This is a genomic window from Imperialibacter sp. (assembly GCF_040222385.1).
Taxonomy (GTDB): domain Bacteria; phylum Bacteroidota; class Bacteroidia; order Cytophagales; family Cyclobacteriaceae; genus Imperialibacter.
In genome coordinates this window covers 73,397-95,052 of the sequence record NZ_JAVKDF010000059.1, presented here as the reverse complement: position 1 = coordinate 95,052, position 21,656 = coordinate 73,397, and the positions used below count along the sequence as shown (strand labels likewise).

19 protein-coding genes are annotated in these 21,656 nt (G+C 47.6%); 14 read left to right on the top strand and 5 right to left on the bottom strand.

Features of this window, described 5'->3' with window-relative positions; translation table 11 throughout:
- Nucleotides 1-126: 126 nt before the first annotated feature.
- Genes RIG68_RS27900 through RIG68_RS27860 form a run of 9 tightly spaced genes read left to right on the top strand, consistent with a single transcriptional unit; the run spans nucleotide 127 to nucleotide 10,456 of the window.
- Complete coding sequence (locus tag RIG68_RS27900) at nucleotides 127-1,209, top strand: complex I subunit 1/NuoH family protein (protein ID WP_350130199.1); 1,083 nt, start codon at nucleotides 127-129, stop codon at nucleotides 1,207-1,209.
- Nucleotides 1,206-2,204, top strand: a complete 999-nt coding sequence (locus RIG68_RS27895; RefSeq protein ID WP_350130197.1) for a 4Fe-4S dicluster domain-containing protein — start codon at nucleotides 1,206-1,208, stop codon at nucleotides 2,202-2,204. The genes RIG68_RS27900 and RIG68_RS27895 overlap by 4 nt, the downstream gene beginning before the upstream one ends.
- Entirely contained in the window at nucleotides 2,204-2,701 is a 498-nt protein-coding gene (locus RIG68_RS27890; RefSeq protein WP_350130195.1) for an NADH-quinone oxidoreductase subunit J family protein, read from the top strand. Before RIG68_RS27895 ends, RIG68_RS27890 begins: the two co-directional genes overlap by 1 nt.
- Nucleotides 2,694-2,999 (top strand): NADH-quinone oxidoreductase subunit NuoK, encoded by a 306-nt coding sequence (gene nuoK / locus RIG68_RS27885; RefSeq protein ID WP_350091648.1) that lies wholly within the window; start codon nucleotides 2,694-2,696, stop codon nucleotides 2,997-2,999. The genes RIG68_RS27890 and nuoK overlap by 8 nt, the downstream gene beginning before the upstream one ends.
- Nucleotides 3,000-5,093 (top strand): NADH-quinone oxidoreductase subunit L, encoded by a 2,094-nt coding sequence (gene nuoL / locus RIG68_RS27880; protein ID WP_350130193.1) that lies wholly within the window; start codon nucleotides 3,000-3,002, stop codon nucleotides 5,091-5,093.
- 7 nt (nucleotides 5,094-5,100) lie between these two features.
- Nucleotides 5,101-6,762 (top strand): complex I subunit 4 family protein, encoded by a 1,662-nt coding sequence (locus tag RIG68_RS27875; RefSeq protein WP_350130191.1) that lies wholly within the window; start codon nucleotides 5,101-5,103, stop codon nucleotides 6,760-6,762.
- 2 nt (nucleotides 6,763-6,764) lie between these two features.
- Entirely contained in the window at nucleotides 6,765-8,246 is a 1,482-nt protein-coding gene (locus tag RIG68_RS27870) for an NADH-quinone oxidoreductase subunit N (protein WP_350130189.1), read from the top strand.
- Complete coding sequence (locus RIG68_RS27865; RefSeq protein WP_350130187.1) at nucleotides 8,243-10,132, top strand: amidophosphoribosyltransferase; 1,890 nt, start codon at nucleotides 8,243-8,245, stop codon at nucleotides 10,130-10,132. The genes RIG68_RS27870 and RIG68_RS27865 overlap by 4 nt, the downstream gene beginning before the upstream one ends.
- Nucleotides 10,133-10,189: 57 nt before the next feature.
- Nucleotides 10,190-10,456, top strand: a complete 267-nt coding sequence (locus RIG68_RS27860; protein ID WP_350122895.1) for a hypothetical protein — start codon at nucleotides 10,190-10,192, stop codon at nucleotides 10,454-10,456.
- A gap of 231 nt (nucleotides 10,457-10,687) precedes the next feature.
- Here the strand turns inward: RIG68_RS27860 and RIG68_RS27855 are convergent, their stop codons facing one another.
- From RIG68_RS27855 to RIG68_RS27845, 3 genes are all read right to left on the bottom strand, one after another.
- The gene (locus RIG68_RS27855; protein WP_350130185.1) at nucleotides 10,688-11,314 is read right to left on the bottom strand and encodes a DUF2306 domain-containing protein; all 627 of its coding nucleotides are present in this window, start codon (nucleotides 11,312-11,314) and stop codon (nucleotides 10,688-10,690) included.
- A gap of 63 nt (nucleotides 11,315-11,377) precedes the next feature.
- Nucleotides 11,378-12,520 (bottom strand): helix-turn-helix domain-containing protein, encoded by a 1,143-nt coding sequence (locus RIG68_RS27850; protein WP_350130183.1) that lies wholly within the window; start codon nucleotides 12,518-12,520, stop codon nucleotides 11,378-11,380.
- Between the two features lie 38 nt (nucleotides 12,521-12,558).
- Nucleotides 12,559-13,902: a sugar porter family MFS transporter gene (locus RIG68_RS27845; protein WP_350130336.1), complete on the bottom strand. Its 1,344-nt coding sequence runs from the start codon at nucleotides 13,900-13,902 to the stop codon at nucleotides 12,559-12,561.
- A gap of 186 nt (nucleotides 13,903-14,088) precedes the next feature.
- On the opposite strand from RIG68_RS27845, the gene RIG68_RS27840 reads away from it, so the two are divergent.
- The 5 genes from RIG68_RS27840 (at nucleotide 14,089) to RIG68_RS27820 (ending at nucleotide 19,643) form a co-directional block, all read left to right on the top strand.
- Nucleotides 14,089-15,357 (top strand): Ig-like domain-containing protein, encoded by a 1,269-nt coding sequence (locus tag RIG68_RS27840; protein WP_350130181.1) that lies wholly within the window; start codon nucleotides 14,089-14,091, stop codon nucleotides 15,355-15,357.
- Between the two features lie 69 nt (nucleotides 15,358-15,426).
- The gene (locus tag RIG68_RS27835) at nucleotides 15,427-15,978 is read left to right on the top strand and encodes an RNA polymerase sigma factor (protein WP_350130180.1); all 552 of its coding nucleotides are present in this window, start codon (nucleotides 15,427-15,429) and stop codon (nucleotides 15,976-15,978) included.
- Nucleotides 15,971-17,302, top strand: a complete 1,332-nt coding sequence (locus RIG68_RS27830; protein ID WP_350130178.1) for a hypothetical protein — start codon at nucleotides 15,971-15,973, stop codon at nucleotides 17,300-17,302. The genes RIG68_RS27835 and RIG68_RS27830 overlap by 8 nt, the downstream gene beginning before the upstream one ends.
- 146 nt (nucleotides 17,303-17,448) lie before the next feature.
- Nucleotides 17,449-18,825, top strand: coding sequence for a M20/M25/M40 family metallo-hydrolase (locus RIG68_RS27825; protein WP_350130176.1), 1,377 nt, complete (start codon nucleotides 17,449-17,451; stop codon nucleotides 18,823-18,825).
- A gap of 101 nt (nucleotides 18,826-18,926) precedes the next feature.
- Nucleotides 18,927-19,643, top strand: coding sequence for a DUF2490 domain-containing protein (locus RIG68_RS27820; RefSeq protein WP_350130174.1), 717 nt, complete (start codon nucleotides 18,927-18,929; stop codon nucleotides 19,641-19,643).
- On the opposite strand, the gene RIG68_RS27815 is transcribed toward RIG68_RS27820, so the two are convergent.
- Entirely contained in the window at nucleotides 19,640-20,374 is a 735-nt protein-coding gene (locus RIG68_RS27815; RefSeq protein WP_350130172.1) for a class I SAM-dependent methyltransferase, read from the bottom strand. The two genes, RIG68_RS27820 and RIG68_RS27815, sit on opposite strands and share 4 nt — an antisense overlap.
- 101 nt (nucleotides 20,375-20,475) lie before the next feature.
- Complete coding sequence (locus RIG68_RS27810) at nucleotides 20,476-21,651, bottom strand: MFS transporter (RefSeq protein ID WP_350130170.1); 1,176 nt, start codon at nucleotides 21,649-21,651, stop codon at nucleotides 20,476-20,478.
- Between the last annotated feature and the right edge of the window lie 5 nt (nucleotides 21,652-21,656).

Sequence of the window (21,656 nt, the reverse complement as noted above, 5' to 3'; positions counted from 1 at the left end):
CATGATAAAACAGCTGCGCAGTCCGAACATGTGCCAAGACTGCAGATTTAGCCAACCCATCTTTGATTCATAAGGATTACTCATCTGTTCATCTTATATTCGCATAACCGGAGAAACCAGCACCCTATGACCACTTTTCTCTTCTTTTTACCGCTCATTCTCACCAACGCTGTGCTTGGCATTTATGCGGAACGGAAGATTTCTGCCTTTATTCAGGACAGAATGGGGCCCATGGAAACCGGCAAGTTTGGCATATTGCAGACCACGGCTGACATCGTTAAGCTCATCCAAAAAGAGGATATAGTGCCAGCCGCCGCCGACTGGAAGCTCTTCAAGCTGGCACCTGTCATCATATTTACCGCTGTATTTTCTGGCTTTGCAGTGATACCCCTCAGTGGAGCCTGGGATGGAGCAGGCCTTGAAATTGGCGTTTTCTACCTGCTGGCTATCATATCACTCGATGTTCTTGGTATTTTGATGGCAGGCTGGGGGTCCAACAGCAAGTTTTCTTTGTTTGGAGCACTTCGGTCGGTCGCTCAAATTATTTCCTATGAAGTGCCGCTGGGCCTCTCAGTACTGTGTGTTGTCATGATCACACAGTCGCTCGATCTACAGGAAATCTCCCTGTCGCAGGGCCTTCAGTCACCCAATGCGGTTTATTTGTTCGGCGTGGTGAAGTCGATAGATGTGACTCAATGGGGAGGTGTTTTTGCCTGGAACATTGTGCAGGCACCGTTGCTCATACCGGTATTTGTCATTTTCTTTATTGCCTCGCTGGCAGAATGCAATCGGGCACCTTTTGACCTGCCGGAAGCAGAATCAGAATTGATCGCTGGTTATCACACAGAGTATTCGGGATTCAGGTGGGCCTTTTTTATGCTGGCAGAATATGGTATGATGATGCTGGTGAGTATGCTGGCAGCTATTTTGTTCTTTGGGGCATGGAATACGCCACTACCCAATATGGGCGTGGTGAAGCTGGCAGACTGGACAACAGGGGCTCCAGGCTCCTTCATGAGCTATATTTGGGGAGTGTTTTGGCTATTGTCGAAAGCCCTTATTGGTATGTTTATGCACATGTGGATCAGGTGGACCTACCCCCGTTTGCGTATCGACCAACTCATGAACCTGAGCTGGAAATACCTCACCCCAGCGTCTATCCTCTTGCTTTTGTTATGTGGAATCTGGAGATTATGGATGATCGCATGAGAGACGAAAAAAATACTTATTGGTCGGATATAAAAACCAGCACCCAGACCTTGCTGGAAGGGTTGCAACTTTCTATCCGACATCTGAAAAAATCGACGGGAAAGTGGGCGTTGGGCTCCGTGGCTAAAGACAATTACTTCAGGGAGGGAGAAGGGCTGGTGACCTTGCAGTACCCAAAGGAAAAGCTGCCCGTGCCCGATAATGGAAGATACAAGCTCCACAATGAAATTGACGACTGTATTGTGTGTGACAAGTGTGCCAAAATTTGCCCGGTCAATTGCATAGACATTGAACCAGTGCGGGCAGTGGAGGAAATAGGAAAGACCTCGGACGGCACCTCCAAACGCATTTACGCTGCTAAGTTCGATATCGACATGGCCAAGTGTTGCTTCTGCGGACTCTGCACCACAGTATGCCCCACTGAGTGTCTCACCATGACCAGCGAGTATGATTTCAGTACCTTTTCAGTAAAAGAGCACAATTTTGCTTTTGCTGAAATGACCCCGCTGGAGATTCTTGAGAAGAAAAAGGCTTTTGAGGAAATGCAGCTGGCTAAGCAGCAGGGACAGCCGAAAGAGGCCAGCACTGCCGAAACATCAGTAGCAGCCGCTTCAGCCAAGCCAGTCTTTAGGCCAAAAATGCCTGCGATTAAGCCGCAGATGCCCAAAAAAGACTCAGACGCTGGAGGCAGCGAATCACCACAAGCTTCCTCAGAGTCGCCAAAAAAACCGGTTTTCAGGCCGAAGATGCCTGTGATGAAGCCCGCAATACCAAAGAGTGCTGAGGAGGAAGAAAAGGCGACACCAAAGAATACCAGCGGGGAGACTTCGCCAAATACAGCCCAGAAGCCAGTGATGAAGCCAAAAATACCGGTCATGAAACCTGTGATGAAGAAACCTGAGCCTCAGGAGGGCGAGGAAGAGAAGAAGACGGAGGAAACTAAAAAACCTGTGTTCAGGCCCAAGCCCATCATGAAACCGAAAAAAGACGACTGATGGACACAGGTGTTATTCACTATATTTTTGCGGCACTCGTAGTGCTTTCTGTGCTGGGGATTCTTGTTACAAGAAACCTGCTTTATGCCGCATTTCTTTTGGTACTAACATTTTTGGGTGTAGCGGGGCTCTTTGTTTTGGCGCAAGCCGATTTCGTGGCAGTCACGCAGCTGATGATTTATATTGGGGGCGTATTGATTCTACTTGTTTTCGGTATCATGCTCACCAATAGGGTAGCTGGTCAGCCGATACTAACTCAGCTTAACCGAACAGTGTTGGGGGTATTATTTTCTGTAGCACTTTTCGCTAGTATCGTGTACCTTACACAAGGGTTTCAAACTACGGAAATCGTTGCGGCACCTCATGCCATACAGCGCCTGGGAATGGCCATCCTCACAGATTATTTCATTCTGTTCGAAATTGTAGGAGTATTACTGCTTGTGGCGCTGGTGGGTGCCGCCACAATCGCACGGTTCAAAGAGGAGGGGCATGGGTAACTCTATTTACATTTTACTATCCGCCTTCGTTTTCTCGGCTGGTGTGGCCCTGGTGCTCACCCGACAGAATGTGATTGCCGTACTGATAGGAGTGGAGCTTGTGTTCAACGCTGCCAATATCAACTTTGTCTATTTCAACGCCTTGTACCCTGAAAGGCTCGATGGTCAGTTTTTTGCCCTCGTGGTGATTACTATTGCCGCTGCCGAAACGGCGTTGGCGCTGGCAATTATATTGAAGCTTTACAGAACATATCATACGACTAATCTCGACGAAATAAGCAGCCTGGTGGAAGAATAGATGGAACAGCAACCTACCAACATATGGATTTGGAGTGCCATAGCTGTCTTGTGGCTGCTACCTTTGCTTTCATTTGTAATAGGGCTGGTGTTGTGGCGAAAAAGAAAGAGTGGCCTGGGAAAATTTTCCACTTCACTCCTTGCGGTTAGCACCCTTTTGTCGTGGCTTATTTTCGGCATCAACTTTGGTGTTCCCGAGTCGTTGCTCTCTCTTTCATGGTGGAAGGTGGGGACTACCGAATTCTCGTTTTCGCTGGCTCTTTCAGGTATTACACAGCTCTTGCTGGTCATTGTCAACACGGTGTCTTTGCTCGTGCATGTGTACTCGCTGGAATACATGAAGGATGACCCGGGGAAAAACAGGTATTTCGCCTGTCTTGGTTTGTTTACCTTTTCCATGCTGGGTATAGTGTTGTCCGACAGTTTACTATTGATTTTTTGTTTTTGGGAGTTGGTGGGCACTTCTTCATACTTCCTCATTGGGTTTTGGTACAAAAAGGAGTCGGCCGCCCTTGCTTCCTTTAAGGCTTTTCTTGTCAACCGGGTAGGCGATCTTGGTTTTCTGATAGGTATCTGTTTGATCTATGCCATTTTTAGAACACTAAGCATCAGTGAGCTACAGACGATGGTGGATGCGGTGCAATGGAAAGGAGAGGTCTTTAATTTTGAAAGAAATGGTGAGTTGATCACCTCGTCACCGTTTATGTTCACGGTGATTTCCATTTGCCTCTTAGGCGGGGCGGTAGGCAAGTCTGCTCAGTTTCCTTTGCAGGTGTGGCTGCCAGACGCTATGGAAGGCCCCACACCAGTGTCTGCTCTCATTCACGCTGCTACCATGGTGGCGGCGGGGATTTACTTTGTCGCAAGGGTATTTTTCCTCTTTACACCACCTGCTCTGTTTATAGTGGCTTTCATTGGTGCCATCACTGCTGTGATGGGTGCTGTGGCAGCCATTTCTCAATATGACATCAAGAAGGTACTGGCTTTCTCCACCATCTCACAACTAGGGTTCATGGTGCTGGCGCTCGGGGTTGGTGGGAGAGAGGAAGGCCTCTTCCATTTGGCCACTCATGCAGCATTCAAGGCAGGACTTTTTCTCGCCGCAGGCAGTATTATCCATGCTATGCACCGTTTTGCTCATGAAACCCACGCCCACTTCGATGCGCAGGACATGCGGCTGATGGGGGGTATCAAAAAATATATGCCTACCACCTTTCTGGTTTTCCTTTTACTGGCATTGGCCATTTCGGGCATTCCTATGTTCTCGGGTTTTCTGTCAAAGGATGCGATTATTACAAAAGCCTTTTCATGGGCCTCAGCCGAGGGTGGGGTAAGATGGTTGGTGCCAATACTTGCGCTGTTCAGTGCGTTCCTAACGGCCTTTTATATGAGTCGGCTGGTCATGCTGGTTTTTTTCGGAAGCAATAAAACACCAGGATTAGGCGAGAAGAGCGGCCTGACGGAAAATGGCAAACTGATCACCATTCCTTTAATGGTATTGGCGGGAGGCAGTCTTTGGATTTGGTTCAACTGGAACCCCTTCGGACAAGGCAGTTGGCTGATGGACCTGGTAGCCAGTGGCCGTTCCACCATTTCTGGCCTTTATCTTGAGACTACCAACGAGATTCCGCATAAGACAATAGCTATTATTTCGATATTGGCTTCTCTCACGGGCGTCGGCCTGGGGTACGTGATGTACGACGAAGATGAGCATCAGGCTATTGCAGAACTTGAAGAAACGACAACGAAGCCTGGTTTTTGGAGTGAGTTGTCTTTTAATAATTGGTACCTCAACGAGCTGTATGACCAAACGGTTGTCTATTCTTTCAACCAACTAACGAAAGCGTCATCCTGGGCTGATCGGCGGTTGATTGATCCCCTGGTCAATTTGACAGGTGTTTTGATGGTGGTAGCCTCGGTAGTAGTAGGGTGGTTTGATAAGAAAGTGGTGGATGGCCTGGTACTGCTAACGGTTCGAATCACTGAATTTTTTGGTAACATTGCACGATCCTTCCAGGGCGGTGCGGTGCAGAAATACATTGCGTGGTCATTATTTTTCACCTTGTTGGTCGTTACCTGGATCTTGATTAAGTAAGCCAATGATGAACTATCTGTTATCGCTAATTATATGGACACCTGTTGCAGGAGCGCTGATAGTGTTACTGATGAAAGACAGGCAAGCCACTGCCATTCGATGGGTATCATTGGGAGCGGTGCTATTGCAGCTGGCAGGCAGCAGTATCCTGCTGTTTCAGTTTTACCAATTTCCAGAAAGCAGCGGAAGCTATTCCATTGAAAGCTTTCAATTTGTGGAAAAAGCAGATTGGATCACTATGGACTTGGGAAGCTGGGGCGTGTTGTCTATCGACTACCTGCTCGGAGTTGATGGACTGAGTGTGCCGCTGCTGTGGATGTCCACACTCATTTTGGTAATAGGCATGATCAGCTCGTGGTCGATCACCAAACAGGTGAAAGGCTATTTTGCGTTGTACCTGCTGTTGAGCAGCTCCATTATCGGTTGCTTTGTGGCCCTCGACTTTTTCCTCTTCTACATTTTCTTTGAATTCATGCTCCTGCCCATGTACTTCCTGATCGGTATTTGGGGAGGTGTCAGAAGAGAATATGCGTCAATAAAATTCTTCCTGTATACCCTGGTTGGCTCAGTGCTAATCCTCGTGGCGATGATAGGTCTCTATATATCTGTTTCCGATCCCACCGAAATATTGGCTGATGGCAGGCTGGTCAGGACTTTCAATCTTCTGCATATGAGCGACCCCGCCAACTTTATTGCAGGAAGCATTTTGGATCCAAGCTACCTCAAGGAGTGGGGAGGCGTATCTATTCGATCGCTGGCGTTCTTATTCCTTTTCGTTGGCTTCATTATCAAGCTACCAGCCGTTCCTTTTCACACGTGGTTACCTGATGCCCACGTGGAAGCACCTACGCCTGTGTCGGTTGTGCTGGCGGGCATCTTGCTGAAGATTGGAGGCTATGGGTTATTGAGGATAGCCTATCCCATTTTTCCGGAAGCGGCGCTGGACTACTCCTGGTGGGTAGGTTTCTTAGGGGTGATAGCCATTATCTACGGGGGATTCAATGCCATGGCCCAGTCCGATTTAAAAAAGTTGATCGCTTACTCTTCTGTTTCCCATATGGGTTTCGTGCTGCTGGGGATCGCCGCCGGTACCACTGAAGGATATGCTGGTGCTGTATTTCAAATGGTGAGCCACGGGTTCATTTCAGCGGCACTCTTCCTGATTGCTGGAGTGCTCTACGACCGTACGCACGATAGAATGATTGAGAACTATAGCGGCCTGGCAGAGAAAATGCCCTATTTTACAGCTGTTACTGTCTTCTTCTTCTTCGCCTCTCTGGGTCTACCCGGCCTTTCCGGTTTTATTGGCGAGTTGCTGGTTTTCCTTGGAGCATTTCAGTCCTCATCAATCAATGGGCAGGTACCACAATGGATGGCCGTGCTGGCTACCTTTGGCCTGGTGCTTTCCGCTGCGTATTACCTCTGGACCTTGCAGCGCATGTTCTACGGCAGGTTAGCGCTTAGGGAGGTGGCCTGGAAAGATATGCTGACCGAACTTACCAATCGGGAGTGGCTGATGTTCCTACCATTGATTTTTATCGTGCTTTTGCTTGGTGTTTTTCCTCATTTCCTTCTCGACTTAATGAACGGAAGCATTAACCAGCTAAAAGAGCTGGTTTTCGAAAATGGAAATACCATCATCCAGTCACTTAATTCAGAAGGCAGCTAACTATGCACAAGGAAGGCCTATCGTTTCAGTTGCTGGAAGCCCTGGGAAGCCTCAATCAGGTGGGGCCTGAGTTAGCAATCGGTGCTGGAATAATACTACTTCTTATAGTTGACCTGATCACATCGGGCAAGCGGCCGTTATTGTTGCTGGTGCTTTCGATGCTTTTTGCATTCGTAGCGCTGTGGCTCATTTTGCCTTTATGGGTGCAAATGCCTGATGGAGGCTTGCTGTTTTCCGGGCAGCTGACAGCCGACCGGCATGCATTGTTTTCCAAAGCCATTATTCTTCTTGCCCTGGCGCTCACCCTTCTTTTTGGAACCGGCCTGCAGCTTCGAACCGAATACTACTATATGCTTCTTTCGCTTGCATTGGGTGGCATGCTTATGGTGAGCAGCACCACGCTGCTTTCAGTATACCTGGGGCTTGAACTTACCTCGATCAGCGGTTATATTCTTACGGTGTTTGGGTTCAAAAAACTCAACTTTGAGGCAGGGATCAAGTATTTGTTATTTGGGGCATTCGCCAGCGGCCTGATGTTGTATGGCATCTCCTTGCTATATGGCCTCACCGGGTCACTGGCATTTACTACAGAAGCTTTTTTCACACAGCTACAACAAGCCAACGAACCACTGGCCTTGTTTTCGATAGTACTCCTGTTGATGGGCATTTTCTTCAAGATCGCTCTGTTTCCCATGCACCTTTGGACGCCGGATATTTACCAAACCGCTCCCGTGCCTGTAGCGGCCATTTTTTCTGTAGTGCCTAAAATCGGCGGCCTGATTGTGCTTCTAAGGCTCACAGAAGGCTTTTCGGCGGTTAGCAGTTACAGTCAGTTTTTGATTTTTATGGCCTCCGTTTCTATTGTTTTTGGCAATATGGCGGCATTGAACCAGAGCAACGTGCGACGGATGCTGGCGTATTCGTCGATAGCTCAGGCAGGATTTTTAGTATTACCAATTGCTATAAATGATGGATTTGCGGTAACAAGTTTTTACTTTTACATCTTCATTTATCTCTTTATGAATTACTTGGCCTTTTATCTGGTAGATCATATGGAAAGGGAGCAAAAGTTCTCTTTCAATGACTACAAGGGTCTTGGTAAAAAACATTCTTTCCTTGCCGTCGCATTTCTGGTCGCCATGATGTCGCTGGTGGGCTTTCCCCCGCTGGCTGGGTTTACCGGAAAGCTTTACATTTTTTCATCACTTTGGAACGAATGGCAAACTTCTTCGGGGAGTTTGTTGTTAATTGTTCTCCTGATAGCAGCAGGAAACACTGTGGTTGCACTATTTTATTACTTAAAGATACCCTACTTCATGTTTTTGAAGGTGGAGGAAAAAGACACTTCCGAAATGGAAACACTTACGGCAGGCCAGATCATGACGGCTTGCCTTCTTGTTTTTATGCTGGTGTTCTTTTTTTTAAAGCCTGACAGTTTAATCCAAGTAATTCAGCAAATACCCTTCCCGGTAACCCAATTATGAGTGATCAAATTAAACACGAGTGCGGTATAGCGCTCATCAGGCTCAGAAAACCCCTTCAATATTATATTGATAAGTACCAGTCGCCGGCCTACGGAGCCAGCAAGCTCTACCTGCTGATGGAAAAGCAGCACAACAGAGGGCAGGATGGTGCCGGGGTAGCCAATATCAAAATAAATATTGAGCCCGGCTACAGGTATATCAGTCGATACCGGTCTATCGAAAATCAGGCTGTTTCTCTGATTTTCGACAAGGTGATGAAGAAGTACAAGAAGGCCGAGAGAGAGGGCGGAGAGAAATACTTCGATGCTGAATGGCTGAAAAAGAACTATGGATTTACAGGTGAGCTTTGGTTGGGACACCTGAGGTATGGCACGCACGGCGTCAATAGTATAGAAAAGTGTCACCCATTTTTGCGCCAGAATAACTGGAGAAGCCGCAACCTGGTGGTGGCCGGTAATTTCAATATGACCAATGTGGATGAGCTTTTTAAAAAGCTGATCGAGCTTGGGCAGCACCCCAAGGAGAAGACCGACACGGTAACGGTAATGGAGAAAATGGGCCATTTCCTTGATGAAGAAAATCAGCTGCTTTTTGATAAATACAAAGACGATTTCAGCAACCAGGAAATTACTGATATCATAGAAGAGAAGCTTGACCTGAAGAGGGTATTGAAGCGCTCATGCAAAGACTTTGACGGTGGCTATGCCATGGCAGGCCTCATTGGTCATGGCTCGGCTTTTGTGGCCAGGGATCCTGCCGGCATCAGGCCCGCCTACTACTATGCCGACGACGAAGTGGTGGTGGTAGCCTCAGAGAAGCCTGCCATCAAAACGGCTTTTGGTATCAATTATTCAGATATCAAGGAGATAGAACCCGGCTGTGCGCTGATTATCGAGAAGGATGGGACTTACAGGGAAGAGAAGTTCATTAAGAAATTACCCAAGAAGTCCTGTTCATTTGAGCGCATCTACTTTAGCCGTGGCTCCGATCCCGATATCTATCAGGAAAGAAAAATGCTGGGCGAGCTGTTGGTACCTCAGGTATTAAAAGCCATTGACCACGATTTGCAAAACACAGTCTTCAGTTATATTCCCAATACTGCCGAAACGGCTTTTCTTGGGCTGATGGCGGGCATGGAGAAATACCTCATCAAGCAAAGGAAGAAAGTGATTTTGAAAGAGAAGATCACTGACCCCAGGAAGCTGGAAGAGATTCTGTCGTTCAGACCCCGGGTGGAAAAGCTGGTGATCAAAGATGCCAAGCTGCGTACTTTTATTACCGACGACCAGCACCGTGATGATCTTGTAGCGAACGTTTATGATACTACCTATGAGGTGGTAAAGAAAAAGGTAGATACGCTGGTGGTGATCGACGACAGTATCGTGAGAGGCACCACGCTTGAGAAAAGCATTTTGACTTTGCTCGACAGACTGGAGCCAAAGAAAATTGTGGTGGTGTCTTCTGCCCCTCAAATCCGTTTTCCAGATTGTTATGGCATCGACATGAGCAAGATGAAGGACTTCATCGCTTTCAGGGCAGTGTTGAAGCTATTGGAAGACCATGGCAAGGAGCACTTGCTGGACGAGGTGTACGAAAAGTGCGTGATGCACGCCGACAACAAAGAGGCTCCCAACTTTGTAAAAGAGTTGTACGATCCTTTTACTGACGATCAGATTTCTGAAAAGATTTCTGCGATTGTGAAGCCGAAAACGCTGAAAGCAGAAGTAGAGGTGTTGTACCAGACTGTGCCCAACCTGCATAAGGCCATCCCAGGCCACTCTGGCGACTGGTATTTCACAGGCGACTATCCAACGGCCGGCGGCAACAGAGTGGTGAATCGGGCCTTCATCAATTTCATGAGAGGTGTGGCAGTAAGGGCTTATTAGTGTCAAATTCCATCAGCGTCTCCCGCAGGGGACTCTGGTATTTAAATTTTGATGGCCATGGTTAGTTATGACGTTTTTCTTAAAGTGGCTGGCTTAGTTAAAGCGAAAAGACAAGTGTATTTTTTTGAGATACCAGACGCACTTCGCCAAGACTTTGACGCATTTATCGTAGGGAAAACGGTAGCCAGGCGAGGTGATGACCTGGTTGCCTATCCGTCCGATATCCTGGCCTGGTATGATAAATTGAGAACCAGGGGTGTAGATTATGATTTAATTTTGGACATTCATCCAAATGCAACTCCAGCAAAAATTACTGACGCTTAGCCAAACTGGCTGTCCCATATGGCAGGTAGAAGTTACTGTTTGGCTAAATAAAAAAGCAAAACTGGTTCAATGCGTCTCGCCCGGCCGGGTTAGGCTTGGACCTTTTGCTTTTTTATAAGCAACCAACTGCCTTCCTTCGCTCCGTGGCAGAGTTACGGAGTTCTCCCATACTATGCACTTCTAGCTCCCGCAGGGGATTTGATGATTAATCAACAGGTGCTGAGGTTCCCGTCAGGCGAATTGCACCTGCTTTTGACTCCTGATATACATTTCTGCCAATATCATATTCGGTACCCAGCAGGCCCAGGCCACAATCTGGTAGGCTGTGGTAAAATCCATGTGCAAAGCCGCCAGTTCGAAAGGCAAAATAAGTCTGAGTGAAATAGCGGCGCAGCAGGCAGCATAGCTTCTGATCATCCAGCGCCGGTGGGCCTCCACGTCTCGATTTCGGATACTGCTGTAGGCCAGCCAGGAGGTAAGCAGCCAGGTGATAGCCAAAAGATTGAACCCCACTTTAGCGATGATTCCCCCCTCAGCAAAGAGGGAAAGCATAAACCCAGCCACTCCGCCAAGGAGAATGCTTACCAGGTAGATCTTACCCAATGTGCGATGCAGCACCACTCTTTTTCTCAACTTTTCAGAGAACTGAAAAACTCCTGTAAGGAGGGCAATGCCTCCAAAGCTGATGTGCATGTAAAAGGCCAGGAGCCAGAAAAAGCTTGTTCTCAGCACCTCGGGTTTTTGAGCAGGGAAACCTGTGTCAGGGGTAAAGCTTAAATATGAAAAAGCATAGCCTGCAATGCTGATGGCAAGGAATACCAGTACTGCCCAGATGATGGTTTTGGTCTTTTTATTCATGAGTTTTTTGTGCCAAATAAGTCCTTTTCAAAGGCAGTATCGCCTCATCCGGTAGGATGAGACCTAATGTTGATGAATCTTTTGATGGCGTTCCCGATGTTCACTTGGGCTGATGCCTGCATATTCTTTAAAAACCCGATTGAAGGATGCCTTGGAATTGAAACCGCTGTCAAGGCCAATACCCAGCAAACTGAAATGGGCGAAGTCTTCGGAAACAAGCTTTTCTTTTGCCGCTTCCACCCGTAGCTGATTGACAAGTGAGTAGAAAGTCAGGCCTTCCTCACTACCTATCGCTTGTGAAATATAATGCCGTGGTTTGTCAAGTGCCTTCGCAAGATCATCCAACGTCAGGTTTTGTTCCAGGTACAGCTTTTGTTTCGCCAGCAGCATTTTTATTTCGTCAAGCAACGCCTTCTCATCGTCGGATTTGAGCCCCGACTTTTTATACCTCTCTACTGCGACAGCCTCTTCTCTGTACTTGCCTGGTGAGGTATAATTCACAAGAATGTTTTCATACTTCAAACCATGGTAGCCTAGAAAAAGCACAAATAAGCTTACGGTAATAAAAATGTAGTAGTTGTTATTGTCAGGTAAACGAGCGTCTGCAATTTGGCAGTAGGCGTAGGTCCCCAGCACCACGGCCCAGATGCCACCAAGGCCCCAGGAAAGCCGCTGCAGCCATAGTAGGTTAATCCTCTCAGTGGAGGAGAAGAAGTCCCTGAGGCCACTTCTGAACCGTTTCAGTCGAACAAGGAGAAAAACGACGTAGACGGGGCCTGAATACAGTGTGAGAAAATTACCAAGCACTGCCTGCCATGGTGGGTTTTGCCACAAGGTAGCGGCAAATTGAGCTTTCTCCTCAGGAGGACTTAGGTAAAAATCATAGATAGAGACATTCAGAAATACAAATGGCACAAAATGGATCAACCACCAGGGATTGAATCGCTTGGCACCAGAAAGCAGGGCAGCAGCGTAAATCCACAAAAAAGGCCCTTCTGCTATGGGCATAAACCAGCTGAAGCCAAGGAGATGAGGATGTTTGCTGGCAAAGCCAGAGTAGTCCCAATAGAAGCCCAGAAGGTGAAGTCCGATAAAAATTAGCCAAACGAGTAGAATCTTGTCAGCGACAGACTTGTCTTTTTTTCTACCCAAAAGCAGAGCAAAAAAGAACGCCTGCGCAATGCCCACGATGAACAGGAAATCCATTACGCAATTTGGACATTGGAAGCCATCATATCAAATGACTATTTTGTTATTCCAAAGTCCTGCTGAATTTCCTCCAACGATCGCCCTTTCGTTTCTGGCATCATGAAAATCACAAACACAAGCTGCAGCACCATCATAAAGGCAAAAATAAAGAATACCATGCCCGGGCTGCTGAAGCCGCTTAGTAAGGCCGGCATAAACAAGGTCACCAGTGCTGCCAGCACCCAGTGGGTGGAGCTGCCAAACGACTGACCAAAAGCCCGCAAATGGGTAGGGAATACCTCCGAGATAAATACCCAGATAACGGTGCCCTGACCTATAGCGTGGGAAGCAATGAAAAGGAACAGGAAGATGGGAACGGCCATGCCTTCCCATTGTTGGTAAAATGCTATACCTACCAGACTCAAAGAGATAATATAGCCAAAAGAGCAAATATACATAAGTACCTTCCGTCCCACTTTGTCTATGAGATACAGGCCGAGCAACGTAAAGACCATATTGGTGATACCGATCCCAATACTGCTTAAAAGTGCAGAGCTGGCACCAAGGCCTGCTGCTTCAAATATCCTTGGGGCATAGTAGAGGAAGGCATTGATCCCCGACATTTGGTTGAAGAAAGCGATGAAGAATGCGAGCATCAGAGGAAACCTGTACTTGCCTTGAAAAATAGACTCGCTTGCATGCTGTGCAGCCTCGTCCTTTGTGGCCATTACCAGCTCCTTTTCGTCTGTCCCAATTTTTTTCAAGATGGCCACGGCTGAGTCCCTATCACCTTTGTGCACATATAACCATCTAGGGCTTTCGGGCAGAGAAAAAGTGGATGCCAGGTAGATGAAGGCGGGGAGCGCTTCCATGCCTACCATCCAGCGCCAGGCGTTTTCGCCGATGTCTTTTAGCAAATAGTTGGAAACGAAAGCCAGAAGGATACCAAAGACAATATTAAACTGATACAAAGCCACCAGTTTGCCACGCTGGTCGGCAGGTGCTATTTCCGAAATGTAAGCAGGAGCTGCTACTGTGGAAATACCTATACCCAAACCACCTATGAGCCTGAAAATAGCGAATGACCAGGGATCCCAGGCGAAGGCAGATCCCATCGCCGATACAAAGTATAAAACACCTATCCAGAACAAGGTTTTTTTTCTTCCAAATTTGTCGGTTGGGTAGCCACCAAATAATGCACCTATAACGGTGCCCCACAAGGCCATCGACATGACTACGGAGCCGTGGAAAAGATCAGAAGTGCCCCAAAGCGCCTGGAGCTGCTGGTCGGCGCCAGAGATCACAACGGTGTCAAATCCAAACAAAAGGCCACCGAGGGCAGCCACAACAGAACTTACAAGCAGGTAGCGATTGGTCTTCATGCAATAGGTGTTAAGCAGGTGTTTTTGTACAAGCCCTGAAAAATAGGAAAATAGATTGATTTGCCTGAGTGTTATTGGGCTTAGTTACCACAGCTGTTTTTTTAATGGGGCTAAAATACCTGATTTTGTTATGGGGCTACGCAACCCTTTTCAAAGCTGGCTTGTCCTCCGGATAGTCAACATCAAATATCAATTATGAAAGGAATGAAAATACACGCTTCGATTTTTTTACTTGGGCTGGCTTTTATCAATGGGTGCGACGTGCTTGAAACCGACTCATTGCCTGAGCCTGATGCCTCCGCTTCTACCGACCTGGTTACATTGTCTGGCGGTGCTATCGTTTTTTCACTGACTGACATTGTAAACCCTACGTCCGATGCTACGTCACAAATTACCCTGGGACCGTCGTCCGGTAAACTCGAGTCTTTAGGAGGGCAGCTATTCAGGTATGTTCCCAATTTCTCATCTACCGGCGCAGACAAAGCAGTATTCAAAACTACCTTTAGCGGCAGATCAACGCAACGCCTCGATACCATCAATTTTGAGGTGAAGTCAGTAAGCAATGCTCAGGATTCACTCGGCCTGCCCTGCACCATTATTGCTGCCGACGACTATCGTATGATCAGAACGGAAAGCCCTGTTGAAATTGACGTGCTAAGCAACGACTACATATGTTCTGCGCTTTCATTGCCAAGCGCTCCGATATCCATTCTTCAGCTACCTAAATATGGTACTATCAGTGTCAGCGAAAGAGGTTTTACGTTTACTAAGCAGCCATCTATTACTTCGAAAGTCGACACTGTTATTTACAAAGTTTGTTCTTCGGGAAGCAGCCCGGTTTGCGCATGGGGCTTGGTTTATCTGGAATTAGGCGATGTAGCGGGCCCGTGTAATAGTGATATCACTCTGGGTGATGACCACATTGTGTTTACGCAGGCGACCACCGGCACATTGGTAATTAGTGTGTTTGAGAACGACACCATATGCGATCCGACCAAGATTAAGTCGTTCAACATTACGCAGCAACCAGAGTTTGGCGCCGCTGCTGTCCTTCAATTGGACAGCGGAATTGTTACCTACGAGCTTTTTGATAACGATTTTATTGGCGAGGATAAATTCACCTATACGGTTTGTGATACGAATAATCAATGCTACTCAGCCGAAGTGTATGTGACAAAAAGTGCGTGTTTCATCACAGCAAGGGACGATCATTTTTACATTTCCGACACGCTCGATGTTGACGCCGACCAAGCCATATTTGAGATTCTTTTTAACGACCAGCTGTGTAGTGAAGATCTCCTGCCTGTCATAGTAATGGAGCCTCAGCATGGTTCCGCCGTGATCGATCAGAACAACCATCTGGTGTATAGTGACTTCTCTTCCCTTGAGCAGCTGGATAGTTTGAGCTATAAGCTGTGCAGTGGATCCGACACTTGCAGTGAGGCAACTGTATTAATACAGAGAGAAAACTAGAGGAATAAAACAATTGATAGCACAAAGGCTGGGAGTGTACACTTCTGGCCTTTCACTGTAAAAAGCCTGGTGACGCAAGACATAGTACAAAAGTGTATCAAGCATGACAGGAAGGCACAGGAGGCCTTCTATCACCACTTTAAAAGGCAGGTAATGGGAGTGTGCGTCCGTTATGCAGTCGATCAGGAGGAGGCAAAGGACATTTTCCAGGATGCTTTCGTGAAGATCTTTCTAAAGCTAAAAGGGGTAAAAGATGTGGTAGCGTTGCCGGCCTGGGTGAAACAGGTAACGGTGACGACAGCCATCAACCACTTTCACAAGACTAAAAGGCACAAGTACGATACGAACCTCGATGAGATAGAAGAGACAGAAGGCGCCGACTACAAATTGCTGGTACAGCAAATGGACAATGAGGCGCTGGTGGGGCTGGTGAATACCCTACCGCCAGGATATAAAATGGTGTTCAATCTCTATGTGGTAGAGGGATATACGCATCCTGAAATTGCCGACAAACTTGGGATCTCGGAGAATACGTCCAAATCGCAGCTGAGCAGGGCAAAGGCGATGCTTCGGATTCTGTTAGAAAAAAGAGGAATTAAAAGCCTGACCAATTATGCATAACGATGAGTTAGATAAGCTAATAGGAGACAGACTATCGGGGTTTGAACTGGATCCGGACAACAGCTCCTTTGACAAAATAGTGGGGGGCGTGGCTAATGCCAGGCGCCGGATGTTCTATCAGTACGCTGCTGCCGCTTCGTTGGCGCTGTTGCTCACTGTTGGAGCAGGCTACTGGTGGATGCAGGAAACGCCGGTGTCAGCTGTTACTGGTCCGGAGGAAGTTGGCCTGCAAGAAAGTCAAATCGCAGGGGAGAAGGCGAAGCAAGTTGCTGGAAAGGGGGCAGAAGAGGCGTCGAAGGAGATGAAAGTTGAAGGAGAAACGGGCCAGGACGAGGCGTTGGACAATGTGGGTAAGGAGGTCGAAGGTAGTATCGATGGTTCCAGCCGCTCTGGTGCCCCGATTACCGATAGGAGTGATGAAAAGGAAACGTCGGGTGGAGAGGAGACCAAAGAAGTTGCTCGAAATGTAACGGTAGTGATTAAGACTGGAGAACCGAATGTTGCGGGAGGTGAAAATAGTATAAGTAGAGAACGGGTTAACTTTTCCCTGTTTCCAGCGCCAAAACAGTGGGCATCTGGTTCGCTGTTTCCGCCAACCCTGGATTTCCGGTTTATTCCATATGCCAGTTCAACAAAAGAAGACCAGCCTGTTTTGGTGAAGCCGGAGCGAGAAAGAAGATGGTCTGTTTATGCGGAAGCGATGCCCTTCTTTAGTTACAATATTTTTGAGGTAAACACCACGGATGAAATCTTGATTACTAACGTGCAGCCGGTACCCGGATTTTCGCTTGAAAGGCTTGGAGTGAGAGGTGAGGTGGGCGTAGAGTATGCGATTAACCGAAAGATACACATACAAACCGGGGTGATGATGTATAGTCGGAATCAGGAGGCTAACCTGATTGTTGGAAAAGTCGATTCTGTCATTGTTTCGACAAAGGCTGACAGCTATAGCCTGACTCCGGTTTACACGAGTGACACCCTTAATATGTCAGTTGATATACTGAACCTGGGCCTATTGGTTGGCGTACAGTTTAGGCTAAATGATGGCAAAATAAGGCAATGGGTGGGTGTAAGCGCAGAAATGCACAAGGGGCTGAAGAGGAATATCACCTTCGATCAGCTTGTGAGTCAAGAGAGATCTGCCGGATACTATTCTTTTGCCAATCTGTTTTACAGGGCCGAGTACCCGTGGAAGCCCAGGGCGACCTTCTTTCTTCAACCCACCTTCAATTATTCGCTTTACATGGGCGAACGGTTGGCTACACCTGTGAATGTACGGCCCTATGGGTTGGGTGCAAGCCTGGGTATTCGGATACGTTTGTAGAGGTAAAAAGCAATCTTTTTTTGGAAGCGGAAGCGGTAAATATAGATGGCTCAGCCACTAGTAATCGTTATACCCCTGTCCATAGATTTTTGCCCGAACCCCAATATAGTTTTTCTTACCTTCCTGACCTGATCAATCGGAACACTATGAAATTTAAGCTTTACTATCTTCTTATTGCTATTGCTTTTGTCGTGGTCGCACAGGTTACCAACGCCCAGCCCGCACAAGTGCCACCTGCACAAGACCTGCGCATGTATGACATCGCAAAGGCCGTTTCTTCCGCAAGAATAGAAAAAGACGTCAGGACTTTGGCAGGGTTTGGCACCAGAAGCACTCTTTCAGATACAGTTTCGGCTACAAGGGGCATTGGGGCTGCCAGGAGATGGATAAAAGCTGAGTTCGATAAGATATCCAAAGATTGCGGAGGCTGCCTTGCAGTCACGTATCAGCACAACATGGTGCCTGCTGACAAGTTTGCCCGCATCAAGGAGCCAACTGTCGTTACCAATGTCATTGCTATTCAAAAAGGGACAGTGAACCCCAACAGCTACATCATCATGTCGGCCGATATCGATTCCAGAGCAACGGATGTGATGGATGGAAAAATAGACGCCCCGGGAGCGAACGACAATGCTTCGGGCATGGCAGGGGCTATTGAGGCGGCCAGGGTGCTCAGCAAGTATAAGTTTCCGAATAGTATCATCTATGTAGGCCTTTCAGGTGAGGAGCAGGGCCTTGTGGGGGGCACCTACATGGCCGAAATGGCCAAAGAGCAAGGCTGGGATATCATTGGCGTGATGAACAACGACATGATAGGCAACATCGAAGGGGTAGATGGAGTGATTGATAACCGCACATTCAGGATCTTCTCTGAGCCAACGCCTGTGACAGAAACCGATGAAGAAAGAGGAAGTCGTCGTTTTTATGGCGGAGAGGTGGATGGTATCAGTCGCCAGCTTGCTCGATATGTACACAAGACCGTTTCCACTTACATGCCTGAGATGAACCCAATGATGGTTTATCGCCTGGACAGGTTTGGGCGAGGTGGGCATCATCGGCCTTTTAATGATGTGGGCTATGCCGGTATAAGGATCATGGAAGCCCACGAATACTACCCACGCCAGCATCAGGACATCAGGGTTGAGAATGGCATTCCTTACGGCGATGTGGTGGAAGGAGTGAACTTCGCCTACGCTGCCAAGCTGACTGCTGTCAATGCGATTAACCTTGCCAGTTTGGCCTGGGCACCCAAAGCACCCGTTGAAGTGAAAATAGGTGGTACAATGCAGCCTGCTACCAGACTAGCCTGGTCTACAGTAGACAGCCCGAACCTGGCCGGCTACAAGATTTATTGGAGGGACACCACTGTTCCACAATGGGAACATAGCCGGTTTGTTGGTAAAGTGAATGAATTTACCCTGGAGGGATTTGTTATTGACAACTACTTGTTCGGAGTGGCGGCCGTTGGCAAGGATGGGAATGAAAGCCTGGTTGTTTTCCCTTCATCGCTGATCGGTAGATGATAGTTACGAACTCTAGAGGTTTCTATAGACGAAATGTATTTTTGAGAAGGCTGTTAAAATAGTCACTTCTATTTGCCTAATTGCATTAAATTTGTCGTTTGATGCGATTTTTCCTTTTCGGCGCTCTCTTGCTGGTGAATCTGCAGTATGTTAGTGCGCAGTCGTTGCAGAGTAACACCAACTTTCAACTTTGGATAGACCCCACGGTCAATTATAACCTTTCTACCAAAACCCGATTTTCTAGCGATGTGTACTATCGAACCAGGCTCAACGACATAGGCTGGAAGCAAACTGTTTTGAGGCCAGGTATCAGTCATACTATCTCTAAGAAGGTAACGGTGCTCGGAGGTGTTGGGTGGTTCAGGCTAAAAGACCATGACCTGGAGCCGAGAAATGAAATCCGGTATTGGGCTGGTTTGCAATACACACATTATTTGTTTTGGAAAGTGGACTTGCAGCACTATTTCAGAGCTGAAGAAAGGATGTTTTATCAGAAAGGTGCCGACAACTACCAAAACCTGCGACTTCGTTACCGGTTGGGGCTAAGCTATCCTTTGAAGGAAAGAGACGAGAATGGTAAAAGTGCTCAACTGGCACTTCAATACGAGCCTTTTTTGACCACCAACTCCGGTCATTTGAGCGATCAGTTCTTCAACACAGAGCGGCTCTATTTCGGAGTAAGTAATAGTCTTTCTCCGGCCATAAGAGTAGATGCCTGGTACATGCTGCAATGGGGTAGAACATTGAAGGCTGAGCAGTTTTATTTTACCGACCACATCATTCAGCTGAAGTTTATTTACACCATCAACCCACTTTAAACCCTGAAAAGGCGAGTAAAAAGTGGGAACATCACTTCGAATGCTGCTGGCAAACCCTTGCTTGTTAATTCACTGATAAGCCGGGGCACTGGATTTTCGCCTTTTTCTTTCACGTGGTTGCCCACCGACGACCAGGTGTTGAGGTATCCCTCTAAGCTTTCTGCATTCCATTTGTAGGTCATCTCAAAGTGTTCGGAGGGCTTCAGCTCCTTAAAAGGGATAGAAATGTCGGCATACCTATTGTCGATGTGCTTTCTTTCAGGATCCCAGTAAGGCCCAACTACCTTGCTGTAGAAACGATCAACCGCTGGCTGATAGGCGGAGGGGAGCTGTATCAGGCCATAGCCCCAGGTGGCTAGCAAAGCCCCAGGTTTGGCCACTCTGCTTACCTCATCACAGAATTTATCTACCTGAAACCAGTGAATGGCCTGCGCTACCGTGATCAAATCGATGGAGGCGTCTGAAATTTGTGGAGCTGCTTCATCTGCCACAAAACTGCTTAGATTCGCCATATTCGGCACCTTCATCAGTTGTTTTATGCTAATATCGGTGGCGTACACCCTGTTAAATTTACCTGCCAACACTGCTGCCACCTGCCCATTGCCAGTGCCGGCATCCCAGGCAGCGTCGAACGTCTTTGTATGTGTGTAGAGATGATTGAAAAGAGTCTCAGGGTACTTGGGTCTGAAGGCGGCATAGCCGCTGGCTTTGTCAGAAAATCGATCTTTCATAATAATGCTCAATGGCCTGTAGGTTGGCCCACGGTTACGATTTATAATTTAGGCGGATAGTACCAATTAGAAAAGGCGGTGACCTATTTTATTGAATATGGCTAACTCTTCCTGACAGTAGCCAATACGCCTAAAAAAGGGCCTGGGGCAAGGGCCAGGAGGGCTAAGTTGGGCGAACCATGATGCATGAGCCACTGCACCACTTCTATGCTTACAATGGTGATGGAAAAGCCTATGCAGTTAATAATTGTAAGGGCTGTGCCCGTATTCTCTTTCGGTGCCGACTGAGCAACCAGCGTTGAGAACTGTGGCGAATCGGCAATAACCGAAGTGCCCCAAACAAGCAGAAATACTATAAAAAGACCAAAGGGTAGTTGGTAACCAAATGGAGACAAAGCGCAGCACAACCCGGAAATAGTCAGTGCCACTCTGGCAACAAACCCACTTCCTCTTGCTGCTGAAAGATAGCCACCTGCAATACAAGAAAAGGCACCTGCTCCAATGATGATAAACGAGAACAAGGAAGTATTCAATTGGATCAATGGATGCCCTTCCTGATAGAGCATAAGCACAACAGGAACAAAGGCCCAGAAGGCATAGAGCTCCCACATATGGCCAAAATAGCCGAAAGCAGCCTGTCGGAAGTCATTTTTTTTGAACACCATAAGAGAAACACCGAGATCGATTTTACTGCTGGGCTTTCTGAATGGCCCGTCAGGTACAGTGAGAAACAAGAAAATGCCTCCCAGGGCGGAAATGGTTGAAGTGCAGATAAAAACGATTTGCCAGCTAAGCCCCTGCCCAATGCTCTTGATTAAATGAGGGAAGGCTGTGCCAAGTACCAGAGCGCCAACGAGAAAGCCCAGCGCTTTCCCAAGCCCTTTTTCATGATAATCTGAAGCGATTTTCATCCCCACAGGGTAAATGCCAGCCAGAAAAAAGCCCGTTCCGAACCTAATGATCAACAAAGAAGTAAGCCCCTGATTGGGTAAAAGCACCAATAGGTTGGCTGTTGCGCCCAGCAGCGCACAGACCATAAAGACCCTGGAAGGGGAGAAACGATCCGAGATACCGAGGAGCGCAAACACCAGTGTGCCGGTAATGAAGCCCAACTGCACGGCGCTTGTTAAGTGTCCTAGCGTGCCGTCGCCTAGCTGGTAGGTAGCCACGAGATCCCTGGAAACAGCGTTGCCCGCAAACCACAACGACGTACAGGCAAATTGAGCTAACACAATGATGGGAAGAATAGCGCCGACTTTGGGGGGAGTTTGGCTCATTTGCT